The organism is Kosakonia sp. H02 (genome assembly GCA_030704225.1).
GTDB lineage: Bacteria > Pseudomonadota > Gammaproteobacteria > Enterobacterales > Enterobacteriaceae > Kosakonia.
Map to the genome: position 1 here is coordinate 1493818 of CP131915.1, position 15176 is coordinate 1508993.

Genomic DNA, 15176 nt, shown 5'->3' on the forward strand with positions numbered 1-15176 from the left:
ATTGCAGGCCGCGTATTGTAATGCTTTGGTTGCGCCCTGACCAGTGTGACGGTTGTCAGGCGCAAGGCGTGAAAAATCCGGTAAACTTATGGGATTCTCGTTTAAGGACAATTAGCCATGACAAATCAATCCACTGAGGTCGCCATTGTCGGCGGCGGCCTGGTCGGCGGGGCGCTGGCGTTAGGGCTGGCACAACACGGTTTTGCCGTCACGGTCATCGAAAAGCACGAGCCGGTGGCCTTTGATGCAACCGCACAGCCGGACGTGCGCATTTCGGCTATAAGCGCCTCTTCGGTCGCGCTGCTGCGCGGGCTGGGCGTCTGGGAAAACATCCAGGCGATGCGTTGCCATCCCTGGCGACAACTGGAAACCTGGGAGTGGGAAAATGCCCATGTGCTGTTTGATGCCCGGGATCTGAAATTACCATTGCTCGGCTATATGGTTGAGAACAATGTCTTACAGCGCGCGCTGTGGGACGCGCTACAGGCGCATCCGCTGGTGACGCTACGTACAACGGGAACATTAAGCGCACTTCAGACGCACAGCGATTACCAGGAGCTGCTTTTTGACGATGGCGATACGCTGATGGTGAAACTGGTGGTGGGCGCCGATGGTGCCAATTCCTGGGTACGCCAGGCCGCTGGGATCGGCATTCACGCCTGGCAGTATCAACAATCTTGCATGTTGATAACCGTAGAGTGCGAGCAGGAGGCGGGCGACAGCACCTGGCAGCATTTCACGCCCAACGGGCCGCATGCCTTTTTACCGCTGTTCGACAACTGGGCATCGCTGGTGTGGTATGACACGCCAGCGCGTATTCGCCAGTTGCAAACCCTGACTATGGCGCAGCTGGAGCAGGAGATTACCCGGCATTTCCCGTCACGGCTGGGACGTGTTAAACCGGTTGCGGCGGCGGCGTTCCCGCTGACGCGTCGTCATGCGCTGAAGTATGTTCGTCCGGGTCTGGCGCTGGTGGGCGATGCGGCACATACCATTCATCCGCTGGCCGGACAGGGGGTGAACCTGGGGTATCGCGATGTCGAGGCGTTGCTGGATGTGCTGTCCAGTGCGCGTACCCACGGCGAAGCCTGGGCCAGCCATACCGTGCTGAAGCGCTATCAGATGCGACGCATGGCGGATAACTTCATTATGCAAAGCGGTATGGATCTGTTTTATGTCGGGTTCAGTAACGATCTCGGCCCGGTACGCTTGCTGCGTAATATCGGTTTGATGGCGGCGGAACGCGCCGGCGTGTTGAAACGACAGGCGTTGAAATACGCGTTAGGTCTGTAAAAAGTCGGCGAACATCTTGCGGTGTTTGCTGCAAGCCTTTCTGACAACGACAAAAACAAAAAAGCCCGCCGAAGCGAGCTTTTTTGATGTGATTGGCTGGGGTACGAGGATTCGAACCTCGGAATGGTGGAATCAGAATCCACTGCCTTACCGCTTGGCGATACCCCAATAGTGCGTTCGCCGGAGCAAACGTCTTTCAAGTTGGCTGGGGTACGAGGATTCGAACCTCGGAATGGTGGAATCAGCATCCACTGCCTTACCGCTTGGCGATACCCCAATAGTGCGTTCGCCGGAGCAAACGTCGTTCAAGTTGGCTGGGGTACGAGGATTCGAACGTCGGAATGGTGGACTCAGAATCCACTGCCTTACCGCTTGGCGATACCCCAATAGTGCGTTCGCCGGAGCAAACGTCGTTCAAGTTGGCTGGGGTACGAGGATTCGAACCTCGGAATGGTGGAATCAGAATCCACTGCCTTACCGCTTGGCGATACCCCAACAAATCTTTTCAGGTTTAACGCGAGATGCACTACACCTTAAATATGGTGGCTACGACGGGAATCGAACCTGTGACCCCAGCATTATGAGTGCTGTGCTCTAACCAGCTGAGCTACGTAGCCAAATTTTTTGCTTGTCCAGTCATCGACTGGCTGGGGTACCTGGATTCGAACCAGGGAATGCCGGTATCAAAAACCGGTGCCTTACCGCTTGGCGATACCCCAACGACTGACGCGTAACCGCAGGAGTCGAAGAAGAGATGGCTGGGGTACCTGGATTCGAACCAGGGAATGCCGGAAGCAAAAACCGGTGCCTTACCGCTTGGCGAGACCCCAACGACTGACGCGTAACCGCAGGAGTCGAAGACGAGATGGCTGGGGTACCTGGATTCGAACCAGGGACTGCCGGTATCAAAAACCGGTGCCTTACCGCTTGGCGATACCCCATCCGTGCAACACTTCTTTGGGAATGGTGCGGGAGGCGAGACTTGAACTCGCACACCTTGCGGCGCCAGAACCTAAATCTGGTGCGTCTACCAATTTCGCCACTCCCGCAAAAAAGATGGTGGCTACGACGGGAATCGAACCTGTGACCCCAGCATTATGAGTGCTGTGCTCTAACCAGCTGAGCTACGTAGCCATCTTTTTTGCTTGTCCAGTCATCGACTGGCTGGGGTACCTGGATTCGAACCAGGGAATGCCGGTATCAAAAACCGGTGCCTTACCGCTTGGCGATACCCCAACGACTGACGCGTAACCGCAGGAGTCGAAGAAGAGATGGCTGGGGTACCTGGATTCGAACCAGGGAATGCCGGTATCAAAAACCGGTGCCTTACCGCTTGGCGATACCCCATCCGTGCAACACTTCTTTGGGAATGGTGCGGGAGGCGAGACTTGAACTCGCACACCTTGCGGCGCCAGAACCTAAATCTGGTGCGTCTACCAATTTCGCCACTCCCGCAAAAAAGATGGTGGCTACGACGGGAATCGAACCTGTGACCCCAGCATTATGAGTGCTGTGCTCTAACCAGCTGAGCTACGTAGCCATCTTTTTTCGCGTTACCTTATCGGCGTTGCGGGGCGCATTATGCGTATTGGGCCTTACAGCGTCAACACCTTTTTCATCGAAAATAGCCGGAATGTGACTGTTTGGTTAGGTTGCGAACAGCATGCCGCTTTATTCAACAAAAAACGATTTTATGCATTAAATCAGTGACACAAAAACAACAGGCCCCGCAGGGCCTGTACAATTAATCAACATTGATCAGTATGCTGACTGATGAATACCTACCGCGCGACCTGAAGGATCGTTCATGGTTTTGAACGCTTCATCCCATTCGAAGGCCTTAGCCGACGAGCAGGCAACAGACGGGCCGCCAGGAACACATTCCGCGGCGCTTGCCACCGGGAACAACTCTTCAAAGATTTCGCGATACAGATACGCTTCTTTCGAGGCCGGGGTGTTATACGGGAAACGGTAGCTGGCGGTTGCCAGTTGCTGATCTGTGACCTGCTGCGCCGCGACTTCTTTCAGCGTATCGATCCAGCTGTAGCCCACGCCGTCGGAAAACTGCTCTTTCTGACGCCATGCCACGCTTGCCGGCAGGTAGGATTCAAAGCATTCGCGCAGGATGTGTTTTTCCATTTTGCCGTTGCTGCCGCACATTTTGTCCTGCGGGTTAATACGCATCGCAACGTCAAGGAAGTTTTTATCCAGGAACGGCACGCGTGCTTCCACGCCCCAAGCGGACATCGCTTTGTTGGCTCGGGCGCAGTCAAACATATGCAGCGCTTGCAGCTTACGTACGGTTTCTTCATGCAGTTCTTTCGCATCTGGCGCTTTATGGAAGTAGAGATAGCCACCAAACACTTCATCGGAACCTTCGCCAGAGAGCACCATTTTGATACCCATCGCTTTGATTTTGCGTGACATTAAATACATCGGCGTTGAAGCGCGAATGGTGGTCACGTCATAGGTTTCAATGTGGTAAATCACATCGCGGATCGCATCCAGACCTTCCTGCACGGTGAAATGGATTTCGTGGTGCACGGTGCCGAGATGGTTTGCCACTTCCTGCGCGGCTTTCAGATCCGGTGCGCCTTTCAGGCCAACGGCGAAGGAGTGCAGTTGCGGCCACCAGGCTTCTGATTTTTCCTGATCTTCAACGCGACGGGCGGCGAATTTCTTGGTGATAGCCGAGATGACGGAAGAATCCAGGCCGCCCGAAAGCAGCACGCCATAAGGGACGTCGGACATCAGATGGCTTTTCACTGCATCTTCCAGCGCCTGGCGCAGCTCGGCTTTGTTGGTGACGTTATCTTTCACGGCGTCATAAGAGAACCAGTCGCGCTGATAGTAAGAGCGGATTTCACCATCTTTGCTCCATAAGTAGCTGCCCGCCGGGAACTCTTTAATGGTGCGGCAAACCGGCACCAGCGCTTTCATTTCAGAGGCGACATACAGGTTGCCGTGTTCATCATGGCCCATGTATAGCGGAATAATGCCGATATGGTCGCGGCCAATCAGGTAAGCGTCTTTTTCACTGTCGTACAGGGCGAAGGCGAACATGCCCTGTAAATCGTCGAGAAATCCAGGCCCTTTTTCCTGATACAGCGCAAGGATCACTTCGCAATCAGAACCGGTCTGGAACGCATAGCGGTCGCCGTATTCTGCGCGCAGCGCCTGGTGGTTATAAATTTCACCGTTTACGGCCAGCGCATGTGTTTTTTTCTCGTTGTACAGCGGCTGAGCCCCGGCATTAACGTCCACAATAGAAAGACGCTCGTGCGCCAGAATCGCTTTGTCGCTGGCATAAACGCCGGACCAGTCCGGGCCGCGGTGGCGCATCAGGCGGGATAATTCCAGCGCTTTTTTACGTAATTCAGCTGCGTCGGTTTTGATATCCAGTACGCCAAAAATTGAACACATAGACTTCTCCGTTAACCTTGAGTGCAAAGCTGTAATGTTGTGTGCTGGCAGTCAAAATGCCGCAAAAACAGGGAACGGCGCAAGCCTTTTGCGATATGAAAACGAAAAAGTGCAATGGTCATTGATGAATGCTGAAAAAAGCGCATGTATTGAACTGCATTATTGATGAATCATCAAAATAAGGCCTCATTTATTGAATGACGTCATTTTTTGCAGGCGCAAAAGTGAGAAACCACGTCCGAAGACGTGGTCAGGCATCAGATAACGTCGATTTCCGCGACGGAGGGGTAAATCCAGGAGGGACGGAACGGCATGGTGTCGATGTCGTCCAGCCGCGAAACGCCGGAGAGCACCAGAATGGTTTCCAGACCCGCCTGGAAGCCAGCCAGAATATCTGTTCGCAGATTGTCACCTACAATCACCGTTTGCTCAGAGTGGGCCTGCATCGTGTTCAGCGCGGCGCGGATAATCCACGGGCTGGGTTTGCCAACGTAAAACGGTTTGCGACCGGAGATCTTTTCGATACCGGCACAAAGCGCGCCGCAGGCCGGGTAAAAGCCGCGCCCGTGGGTGTCCGGGTTGGTGGCGATAAAGCGCGCGCCGTTGGCGACGAAGAAGGCCGCTTTGTGCATCATTTCCCAGTTATAGGAGCGGGTTTCACCCACGATGACGAAATCCGGGTTGATATCGGTAATGGTAAAGCCAGCTTTATAAAGCTCATGGATCAGCGCGCCTTCGCCTACCACATACGCCTTTTTTCCTTCCTGACGTTTCAGGAAATCCGCAGTGGCCATCGCTGAGGTATAAAAGACGCTGGCGGGGACATCAATACCGGCAGACGCAAAGCGGTTTGCCAGATCCTGGCCAGTTTGCGAAGGGTAGTTGGTCAACAGCACCAGCGGCATCTCTTTTTCGAGGATGCGGGTAAGGAATTCGGCAGCACCGGGTACGGCAACGTTATCGTGCATCAGCACGCCGTCGATATCGCAGATTACATTCTGAATGGTCATGGACTGTCCGGATAAAAAATAAGTGTTAACTATAAACCCTGTTAGTTTTCCAGCAAACGCTGTAGCAGCAGACCGTTCAGCATGGCACGTTTTACCAGCGCGAAAGCGCCGATAGCGGAGCGGTGGTCAAGGGTGGAAGGGACTACCGGCAGGTTTTTGCGAAACGCTTTCAGGGACTGCGTATTAATACACGCCTCAATGGCAGGCAGCAGTATCTTTTCTGCTTCGACGATTTCCCCGGCAATCACCACTTTCTGTGGGTTAAAGAGATTGATAGCAATAGCAATGGTTTTGCCGAGATGGCGACCAACGTACTCAATGACTTCGCAGGCCAGCGCATCACCTTTATTCGCCGCTTTGCAGATGGCTTTAATAGAACAATCCTCCTGCGTTAGGCGGCTCTGGTAGCCTTGCTCCAGTAAATGCCGTACGCGTTGTTCAATGGCGGCATTGGCGGCAATGGTTTCCAGGCAGCCAAAGTTGCCGCAGTGGCAGCGCTCGCCCAGCGGTTCAACTTGCACGTGGCCAATTTCGCCGACGTTACCATTGCGGCCAATAAATATCCGCCCGTTGGAAATGATCCCGGCACCCGTTCCCCGGTGGACGCGCACCAAAATAGAGTCTTCGCAATCCTGGCTTGCCCCAAAATAGTGCTCGGCCAGCGCCAGGCTGCGAATGTCATGCCCGACGAAGCAGGTTAATTTGAAGCGTTTTTCCAGCGCTTCCACTAGCCCCCAATTTTCGACCTGAATATGCGGCATATAACGGATAACGCCGCTTTCCGGATCGACCAGGCCCGGCAGGATCACCGAAATGGCAATAAGCTCACGGATCTTGCGTTGATTGGCTTCAATAAACAGGCTGATGGTATTGAGCAGGGCGTGCTCCAGCGTTTCCTGGGTGCGCTCCGGCAGCGGATAGTGCTCTTCTGCCAGCACTTTGCTGCTGAGATCGTAAAGCGTAAGCGTGGTGTCGTTGCGCCCGAGACGAACGCCGATGGCCTGGAAATTACGGGTTTCGGTGATGATAGAGATGGCGCGGCGGCCCCCGGTGGAGGCCTGCTGATCGACTTCTTTGATCAGCCCGCGTTCGATTAATTGGCGCGTGATTTTTGTCACGCTGGCAGGAGCAAGCTGGCTTTGTTCGGCAATCTGGATGCGCGAAATGGGGCCATGTTGGTCAATCAGGCGGTAAACCGCCGCACTGTTAAGCTGCTTTACGAGGTCAACGTTACCAATTTGAGCTTGTCCGCCTGATGTCATACCGTCTCTTTATGCAGTGGCGACCTCGTTGCCATTAACGATGGTCTTAATGATTTTATAATCACGCGTGAACGCGGTCAGATTCGCCACTTTACCCACGGCGAGGCTTCCCAGTTTCTCGTCAACGCCAATGGCACGAGCGGGGTAGAGTGTTGCCATACGCAGCGCTTCATCCAGCGCAATACCGACATGTTCCACCAGGTTACGCACCCCTCCGATCATCGTCAGGGCGGAACCGCTCAACGTTCCGTTTTCGTCCACGCACAATCCATTTCGGTAGTATATTGTTTTGCCAGCAAAAATGAACTGATCAATATTAGCCCCCGCAGGCGCTGTTGCGTCAGTTACCAGGCAAAGTTTGTCGCCTTTCAATCGTTTAGCGTTACGAATATTAACGTAGTCGACATGCAACCCATCGGCAATGATGCCGCAGTAAACATCGGCATCATCCAGCACCGCGCCAGCCAGACCCGGCTCGCGACCGGTAATATACGGCATCGCATTATAAAGGTGGGTGGCGAAGCTTACCCCGGCGCGGAAACCCGCTTTCGCCTCTTTCAGCGTGGCGTTAGAGTGCCCGGCAGAAACCACAATGCCTGCACCCGCCAACTGGCGGATCACATCGCAGCCCGCCACTTCAGGGGCCAGTGTCACTTTTGTGATCACATCTGCGTTCTGGCACAGGAAATCGACCAGCGCCTGATCCGGTTTACGGACGTAATCCGGGTTGTGCGTCCCTTTTTTGATGATATTCAGCCATGGTCCTTCCAGATGCAGACCCAGCGCCTGGTTCGGATATTTTGCCAGGTAGTCGCGCATGACCTGCACGCCCTGTTTCATTAATTCATCGCTGGAGGTAATCAGCGTTGGCAGGTAGCTGGTGCAGCCGGATTTTTCATTCGCCTGCTGCATGATTTCCAGCGTTTTCACACTGACGGCTTCTGCGGTGTCATTAAACTGGACGCCGCCGCAGCCGTTGAGCTGTACGTCGATAAAACCGGGGGCGAGAAGGGCGCCATTCAGCGAGCGTTGTTCAATTCCCGTTGGTAGCTCAGCCTGTGGGCAAAGACGTTCAATCAGGCCATTGGCTATCACAAGCGCATGGTCATCCAGAATTTCATGGCCGGTGAAGATTCGGCAATGGGTTAAAGCATACATAACGACCCCCGGTTAACAAAAATGAGTACCGCTTCGCAGGGGTTTCCTCGCGAAGCGGGAACAAACTTACAGACCTTTGATATTTTCCGCTTCTAACTCGTTAAAGTATTTCAGCGTCTTGACTTTAAGTTCCATCGTGGATGGTTCGTCGCAGACGACAACCGCTTTCGGATGCAGTTGCAGGCAGCTAATGGTCCACATGTGGTTGACGTTACCTTCAACAGCGGCTTGCAGCGCCTGCGCCTTTACGTTACCCAGCACCAGAATCATCACTTCTTCTGCGTCAAGCAGAGTGCCAACGCCGACCGTCAGGGCGTATTTCGGTACCTGATTAACATCGCCGTCGAAGAAGCGAGAGTTTGCCACGCGGGTGTCGTGGGTCAGGGTTTTTATGCGGGTACGCGATGCCAGAGAAGAGGCCGGTTCATTGAACGCGATGTGACCATCGTTACCTACGCCACCCATAAACAGATGGATTTTGCCGTAAGAGCGGATTTTGTCTTCGTAACGGCGGCATTCTGCGTCAATATCGGGCGCATTGCCATCAAGCAGGTTAATATTTTCAGCCGGAATATCAACGTGGTCGAAGAAGTTGCGGTGCATAAAGCTGTGGTAGCTTTCCGGATGATCTTTCGCCAGACCGACATATTCATCCATGTTGAAGGTGACAACGTGCTGGAAGCTAACCTGGCCCGCTTTGTGCATTTCACCTAATGCTTTGTACGCGGTGAGAGGGGTTCCGCCGGTAGGCAGGCCGAGAACGAACGGGCGGTCTGCGGTGGGTTTGAATGCGTTGATGCGGTTGACGATATGGCGGGCTGCCCATTTGCCGACTTGTTCAGCTGTCGCCAGGGGAATCAGTCTCATTATTCACCTCAAAAGTTTAATGAAAAATATTGGCGGAATGCGTGCTGGCTCAGCGTTAAGCGTAACCTGTTTTTGTGACGAGAAGGGAGCAATCCGCCTTGATATTTTCGATCATAAAATAAGTTTTGGATGTTTGCCAGCATGCAGAAGGGATGATGACAATAGTTAGTGATTTTAATCACAGAAAATGCGCTTTTAATTTGCGAGGCGAATTAATTTTTCACACACTCTGTCAGGTAGTGAAAAAATAACCATCAGTTCAGGGTTAGTTACACAATAAAAAACAACTTTTTCAGTGAGCTCTGATTGGGTTCATAGGGGGAATAAAGTGAGTATTCTAGGCTATTTGCAAAAAATCGGCCGCGCGCTGATGGTGCCCGTCGCCACCTTGCCCGCCGCGGCAATTTTGATGGGGGTAGGGTACTGGATTGACCCGGTTGGCTGGGGTGGGGAAAACGCACTGGCGGCGTTTTTCATTCAGTCTGGCTCCGCCATTATCGATAACATGGGCGTGCTGTTCGCGGTAGGTGTCGCTTACGGTATGTCTAAAGACAAAGACGGTGCTGCCGCGTTGGCAGGTTTCGTCGGCTTCCTGGTATTAACCACCCTCTGTTCTCCCGCTGCGGTTGCCATGATCCAAAAAATTCCTGCGGATCAGGTCCCGGCAGCCTTTGGCAAAATCAAAAACCAGTTCGTCGGTATTCTGGTGGGGATTATTGCCGCAGAGCTTTACAACCGTTTCAGCAATGTTGAGCTGCCGAAAGCGCTCTCCTTCTTTAGCGGCCGCCGTCTGGTGCCGATCCTCACGTCGTTTGTGATGATCGTCGTGGCTTTCATCATGATGTTTATCTGGCCAGTGGTATTTAGCGGCCTGGTGGGCTTTGGTGAACATATCCAGAAACTGGGTTCGATTGGCGCGGGCGTTTACGCCTTCTTCAACCGTCTGCTGATCCCGGTTGGTCTGCACCACGCGCTGAACTCCGTGTTCTGGTTTGACGTGGCAGGCATTAACGATATCCCTAACTTCCTCGGCGGTGCTCAGTCTATTGAAGCAGGTAAAGCGACAGTAGGTATCACTGGTCGTTATCAGGCAGGCTTCTTCCCGATCATGATGTTTGGTTTACCGGGTGCTGCGCTGGCGATTTACCAGTGCGCCCGTCCGGAAAATAAAGCCAAAGTGATGGGTATTATGATGGCTGGCGCGTTCGCTGCCTTCTTTACCGGCATTACCGAGCCGCTGGAATTCTCCTTTATGTTCGTTGCACCGGTGCTGTATGTGATCCATGCCGTGCTGACCGGTATCTCCGTGTTTATCGCGGCGAGCATGCACTGGATTGCCGGGTTCGGCTTCAGTGCGGGGCTGGTGGATATGGTGCTCTCCTCGCGTAACCCGCTGGCGACGCAGTGGTGGATGCTTATCCCGCAGGGCCTGGTGTTCTTTGTTATCTACTACGCGGTATTCCGTTTCACCATCGTTAAATTCAATCTGCTGACTCCGGGTCGTGAACTGGCTGTCGCTGGTGATGAAACCGATGGTCAGGATGTGAATGTCAGTGGTTCCTCCGAGCAAGATGTGAGTGGCCTGGCTCGTCAGTACATTGCTGCCGTTGGTGGTTCCGCTAACCTGACCGGCATCGATGCCTGCATTACTCGTCTGCGTCTGAACGTGAATGACTCCTCGCTGGTGAACGAAGCCCTGGCAAAACGTCTGGGTGCAACCGGCGTTATCCGCCTGAACAAAACCAGCGTGCAGATTATCGTGGGCTTTGTGGCAGAAAAAATTGCTAACGCCATGAAAACGGCCGGGGACGTTCCCGCGGCGAGCGCTGCGCCAGTAGCAGCCCCGGCGGCAACGGTAAAGCCGCAGGCGATACCGAACGCAGCGGTGATCGCTGAGCTGGTATCGCCGGTAACGGGTGAACTGGTCGCGCTGGATCAGGTGCCGGATGAGGCATTTGCCAGCAAAGCGGTGGGTGATGGCGTGGCGGTGAAACCGACGGATAACGTCGTGGTTTCCCCGGCCGCAGGCACCATCGTTAAAATCTTTAATACCAACCACGCATTCTGCCTGGAAACCGAAAAAGGCGCAGAGATTGTCGTGCATATGGGCATCGACACTGTTGCGCTGGGCGGCCAGGGCTTTACGCGTCTGGTTGAAGAGGGCGCGGAAGTGGTGGCGGGTCAACCGATCCTCGAAATGGATCTGGAATACCTCAACGCCAACGCCCGTTCAATGATTAGCCCGGTCGTTGTCAGCAATATCGACGATTTTAGCGGTCTGGTTATCAAAGCGCAGGGTCAGGTTATTGCAGGCCAGACTCCGCTGTATGAAATTAAAGGCTAATTGCTCCTGAGTCGGCACAGTAGCCTTAAGCGGCGGGGGATCTCCTCCGCCGCTTTTTTTTACCCTTGTTTTTAACCATGACCCAACTTATGCCGCTTTGTGGATATTGATGACGCGTCGTGATGGAGGAACGTGCCTGACTGACCAGGCCTGGGGCGGTCACAAATACCTTTCCAGCGAGCATCACTGATTTGTATAAGTAAAGGTTGTTTCCTGCGTCCTCTTATTAGATCATACGCCGTTATACGTTGTTTACGCCTTGAGGAACCCGTGATGAGTGAGGCTGAAGCCCGCCCGACTAACTTTATTCGCCAGATAATCGATGAAGATCTGGCCAGTGGTAAGCACACCACCGTCCATACCCGTTTTCCGCCTGAACCGAATGGCTACCTGCACATTGGCCACGCGAAATCTATCTGCCTGAACTTCGGTATCGCGCAGGATTACAACGGCCAGTGCAATCTGCGTTTCGATGACACCAACCCGGCGAAAGAAGATATCGAATACGTCGAGTCCATCAAAAACGACGTGCAATGGTTGGGTTTTCACTGGTCTGGCGACATCTGCTACTCCTCTGACTATTTCGACAAGCTGCACCAGTACGCCATTGAGCTTATCAACAAAGGTCTTGCCTATGTTGACGAACTCTCTGCGGATGAAATCCGCGAATACCGCGGCACACTGACGCAGCCGGGTAAAAACAGCCCGTATCGCGATCGCAGCGTAGAAGAGAACCTGGCGCTGTTTGAAAAAATGCGTGCTGGCGGTTTTGAAGAAGGCAAAGCGTGCCTGCGTGCGAAAATCGATATGGCGTCGCCGTTTATCGTGATGCGTGACCCGGTGCTGTACCGGATTAAATTCGCCGAGCATCATCAAACCGGCAACAAGTGGTGCATCTATCCGATGTACGACTTCACCCACTGCATTAGTGATGCGCTGGAAGGCATAACCCACTCGCTCTGTACGCTGGAGTTCCAGGACAACCGTCGTTTATATGATTGGGTGCTGGATAACATCACCATTCCGGTTCACCCGCGTCAGTATGAATTTTCGCGCCTGAATCTTGAATACACCGTAATGTCCAAGCGTAAGCTGAACCTGCTGGTCACCGATAAGCACGTTGAAGGCTGGGACGATCCGCGTATGCCAACGATTTCGGGTCTGCGTCGTCGTGGCTACACCGCTGGCTCCATTCGCGAGTTCTGCAAACGCATTGGTGTGACCAAGCAGGACAACACCATTGAAATGGCCTCGCTGGAATCCTGCATCCGTGAAGATTTGAATGAAAACGCGCCGCGCGCGATGGCAGTTATCGATCCGGTGAAACTGGTTATCGAAAACTACCCGCAGGGCAGCAGTGAAATCGTCACCATGCCGAACCATCCGAACAAGCCAGAAATGGGCACCCGTGAAGTGCCATTCAGTGGCGAAATTTGGATCGATCGTGCAGATTTCCGCGAAGAAGCGAACAAGCAGTACAAACGCCTGGTGCTGGGCAAAGAAGTGCGTCTGCGTAATGCGTATGTCATTAAAGCAGAACGTGTTGAGAAAGATGCCGAAGGCACTATCACCACCATTTTCTGTTCATACGATGCGGATACCCTGAGCAAAGATCCGGCAGATGGACGCAAGGTCAAAGGCGTCATTCACTGGGTCAGCGCGCAGCATGCACTGCCGGTTGAAATTCGTCTGTACGATCGTCTGTTCAGCGTACCGAACCCAGGTGCGGCCGACGATTTACTCGCGACCATTAACCCGCAATCGCTGGTTATCAAACAAGGTTTCGCTGAACCGTCACTGAAAGATGCTGACGCGGGCAAAGCGTACCAGTTTGAACGCGAAGGTTACTTCTGCCTCGACAGCCGTCATGCAACCGCTTCCAAACTGGTTTTCAACCGCACCGTGGGTCTGCGTGATACCTGGGCAAAAATAGGCGACTGATCGCATCAACCACAAACAATTGCTTCCAAACGCCGCAAATCTGCGGCGTTTTTTTTGCTTATTCCTGAATATGTTACATTTTAGAAATATTCGCGATGCGAATTAATGTGTTTCCTGGTTGATGTTCCTGCTTTGCGATAAAAAATGCGACAAAGAGAGTAATTAGAATAAATAAAAGTGTAATCGATATCATTCGGCATTAAATACTGTAAATAAATGGCGATTATATTTATTCATCCAGTGTATGTAACTTAATTCCATGAGTGCTTAATAATGTGCACTTCGTCATAATCCTGTGTTTTTGCGTATAAAACCCATTGATAATTCGCAGCGCGAAAAATAATCTTAGCGCGGTAGTTCGTTTGGGGGCGCCTGTAACTACTTCACCTATTGAGTATTTTTTTTCGCCTTATAAGGCGATTTTATTTATGTCTAAAAGGAATCATACATGCGTACGTTTTTGGGTAAGCGTAGTGCACTGGCATTGGCGATCGCCGGTGTCACAACAATGTCAGGATGGACTATTTCCGGGCAGGCGCAGGCTGCCGGTTTTATTGATGATTCCACGCTGACGGGCGGTATTTATTACTGGCAGCGTGAACGTGATCGTAAAGATGTGCTGGAAAATAAATATAAAACCAATCTGTCACACGCAACCTGGAATGCGAATCTGGATTTCCAGTCCGGTTATGCTGCGGATATGTTCGGGCTGGATATTGCTGCGTTCACCGCAATTGAAATGGCGGAAAATGGTGACAGTGCGCATCCGAACGAAATTGCATTCTCCGCCAGCAATAAAGCCTACAAGGAAGACTGGTCTGGCGATAAAAGCGGTATCAGCCTGTATAAAGCAGCCGCAAAGTTCAAGTATGGCCCGGTATGGGCGCGCGCCGGTTATATTCAACCAACCGGCCAAACGTTATTAGCACCGCACTGGAGCTATATGCCCGGTACTTATCAGGGGGCTGAAGCCGGGACGAATATTGATTACGGCGATGCCGGCGCACTGAGTTTCTCTTATATGTGGGCCAATGCGTATAAATCGCCGTGGCATATTGAAATGGATAAGTTCTGGCAAAACGACAGAACCACCAAAGTCGAGTATTTGCACTCCCTTGGCGCGAAGTACGACTTTAAAAATGACCTGGTTCTGGAAGCCGCGTTTGGTCAGGCAGAAGGCTATGTTGATCAATACTTCGCCAAGGCCAGCTACAAATTTGATGTCGCGGGCAGCCCGCTCAGCACCAGCTACCAGTTTTACGGCACGCGGGACAAAGTCAGCCACGGCGGCGTGAACGATCTGTATGACGGCACGGCATGGTTGCAGGCGCTGACCTTCGGCTACAACATCGGCCCGGTCGATTTACGCCTGGAAGGAACCTGGGTGAAAGCGGATGGTCAGCAGGGCTATTTCCTGCAACGCATGACACCAACTTACGCTTCCTCAAATGGTCGTCTGGATATCTGGTGGGATAACCGTTCCGATTTCAACGCTGATGGCGAAAAAGCGCTATTCCTCGGCGCAATGTACGATCTGAAAAACTGGAACTTACCAGGCTGGACGGTGGGTGCCTCTTATGCCTGGGCCTGGGGTGCAAAACCGGGTGAGATGGCGACACCAGATGCTTACTACGATGCAAATTACCGCCTGAAAGAGTCTGCTTATAGCCTGGATGCTGTCTACACCATTCAGGACGGCCGAGCGAAAGGCACGATGTTCAAACTTCACTTTACCGAGTACGACAACCACTCCGACATCCCGAGCTACGGCGGCGGCTACGGCAACATCTTCCAGGATGAGCGTGACGTGAAATTTATGGTTATCGCACCGTTTACCCTCTTCTAATCAGTGTGTTGCCGGGCTTCCGGCAACATTCA

9 protein-coding genes and 14 tRNA genes are annotated in these 15176 nt (G+C 52.9%); 4 read left to right on the forward strand and 19 right to left on the reverse strand.

What is annotated here, in order from left to right:
* Nucleotides 1-117 precede the first annotated feature (117 nt).
* The gene (ubiF, locus tag Q5705_07080) at nucleotides 118-1293 is read left to right on the forward strand and encodes a 3-demethoxyubiquinol 3-hydroxylase (GenBank protein WLI78307.1); all 1176 of its coding nucleotides are present in this window, start codon (nucleotides 118-120) and stop codon (nucleotides 1291-1293) included.
* A 93-nt stretch (nucleotides 1294-1386) separates the two neighbouring features.
* Here the strand turns inward: ubiF and Q5705_07085 are convergent.
* The 19 genes from Q5705_07085 to nagB form a co-directional block, all read right to left on the reverse strand.
* Nucleotides 1387-1461: transfer RNA gene (locus tag Q5705_07085), tRNA-Gln, on the reverse strand.
* A 34-nt stretch (nucleotides 1462-1495) separates the two neighbouring features.
* Nucleotides 1496-1570 (reverse strand) — tRNA-Gln (locus tag Q5705_07090).
* 34 nt (nucleotides 1571-1604) lie between these two features.
* Nucleotides 1605-1679 (reverse strand) — tRNA-Gln (locus Q5705_07095).
* Between the two features lie 34 nt (nucleotides 1680-1713).
* Nucleotides 1714-1788: transfer RNA gene (locus Q5705_07100), tRNA-Gln, on the reverse strand.
* 45 nt (nucleotides 1789-1833) lie between these two features.
* A tRNA-Met gene (locus Q5705_07105) sits at nucleotides 1834-1910 on the reverse strand.
* Between the two features lie 27 nt (nucleotides 1911-1937).
* A tRNA-Gln gene (locus tag Q5705_07110) sits at nucleotides 1938-2012 on the reverse strand.
* A gap of 36 nt (nucleotides 2013-2048) precedes the next feature.
* Nucleotides 2049-2123 (reverse strand) — tRNA-Gln (locus tag Q5705_07115).
* Nucleotides 2124-2159: 36 nt separating this feature from the next.
* A tRNA-Gln gene (locus Q5705_07120) sits at nucleotides 2160-2234 on the reverse strand.
* Nucleotides 2235-2257: 23 nt separating this feature from the next.
* Nucleotides 2258-2342, reverse strand: a tRNA-Leu gene (locus Q5705_07125).
* Between the two features lie 8 nt (nucleotides 2343-2350).
* Nucleotides 2351-2427, reverse strand: a tRNA-Met gene (locus tag Q5705_07130).
* A gap of 27 nt (nucleotides 2428-2454) precedes the next feature.
* Nucleotides 2455-2529, reverse strand: a tRNA-Gln gene (locus Q5705_07135).
* Between the two features lie 36 nt (nucleotides 2530-2565).
* Nucleotides 2566-2640 (reverse strand) — tRNA-Gln (locus Q5705_07140).
* A 23-nt stretch (nucleotides 2641-2663) separates the two neighbouring features.
* Nucleotides 2664-2748: transfer RNA gene (locus Q5705_07145), tRNA-Leu, on the reverse strand.
* An 8-nt stretch (nucleotides 2749-2756) separates the two neighbouring features.
* Nucleotides 2757-2833: transfer RNA gene (locus Q5705_07150), tRNA-Met, on the reverse strand.
* Between the two features lie 218 nt (nucleotides 2834-3051).
* Entirely contained in the window at nucleotides 3052-4716 is a 1665-nt protein-coding gene (asnB, locus tag Q5705_07155) for an asparagine synthase B (GenBank protein ID WLI78308.1), read from the reverse strand.
* Between the two features lie 257 nt (nucleotides 4717-4973).
* A complete protein-coding gene (locus Q5705_07160; protein WLI78309.1) occupies nucleotides 4974-5726 on the reverse strand; it encodes an HAD-IIA family hydrolase in 753 nt (250 codons plus the stop codon).
* Nucleotides 5727-5767: 41 nt separating this feature from the next.
* The gene (locus tag Q5705_07165) at nucleotides 5768-6988 is read right to left on the reverse strand and encodes an N-acetylglucosamine repressor (protein WLI78310.1); all 1221 of its coding nucleotides are present in this window, start codon (nucleotides 6986-6988) and stop codon (nucleotides 5768-5770) included.
* Between the two features lie 9 nt (nucleotides 6989-6997).
* A complete protein-coding gene (nagA, locus tag Q5705_07170) occupies nucleotides 6998-8146 on the reverse strand; it encodes an N-acetylglucosamine-6-phosphate deacetylase (protein ID WLI78311.1) in 1149 nt (382 codons plus the stop codon).
* A gap of 66 nt (nucleotides 8147-8212) precedes the next feature.
* Nucleotides 8213-9013 carry a glucosamine-6-phosphate deaminase gene (gene nagB / locus Q5705_07175; protein ID WLI78312.1) on the reverse strand — a complete coding sequence of 267 codons (801 nt, stop codon included), beginning with the start codon at nucleotides 9011-9013 and terminating at the stop codon, nucleotides 8213-8215.
* 328 nt (nucleotides 9014-9341) lie between these two features.
* On the opposite strand from nagB, the gene nagE reads away from it, so the two are divergent.
* From nagE to chiP, 3 genes are all read left to right on the forward strand, one after another.
* A complete protein-coding gene (gene nagE / locus Q5705_07180) occupies nucleotides 9342-11357 on the forward strand; it encodes an N-acetylglucosamine-specific PTS transporter subunit IIBC (GenBank protein ID WLI78313.1) in 2016 nt (671 codons plus the stop codon).
* Nucleotides 11358-11630: 273 nt separating this feature from the next.
* Nucleotides 11631-13298 (forward strand): glutamine--tRNA ligase, encoded by a 1668-nt coding sequence (gene glnS / locus Q5705_07185; GenBank protein ID WLI78314.1) that lies wholly within the window; start codon nucleotides 11631-11633, stop codon nucleotides 13296-13298.
* 448 nt (nucleotides 13299-13746) lie between these two features.
* The gene (gene chiP, locus Q5705_07190; GenBank protein ID WLI78315.1) at nucleotides 13747-15144 is read left to right on the forward strand and encodes a chitoporin; all 1398 of its coding nucleotides are present in this window, start codon (nucleotides 13747-13749) and stop codon (nucleotides 15142-15144) included.
* Nucleotides 15145-15176: the final 32 nt, after the last annotated feature.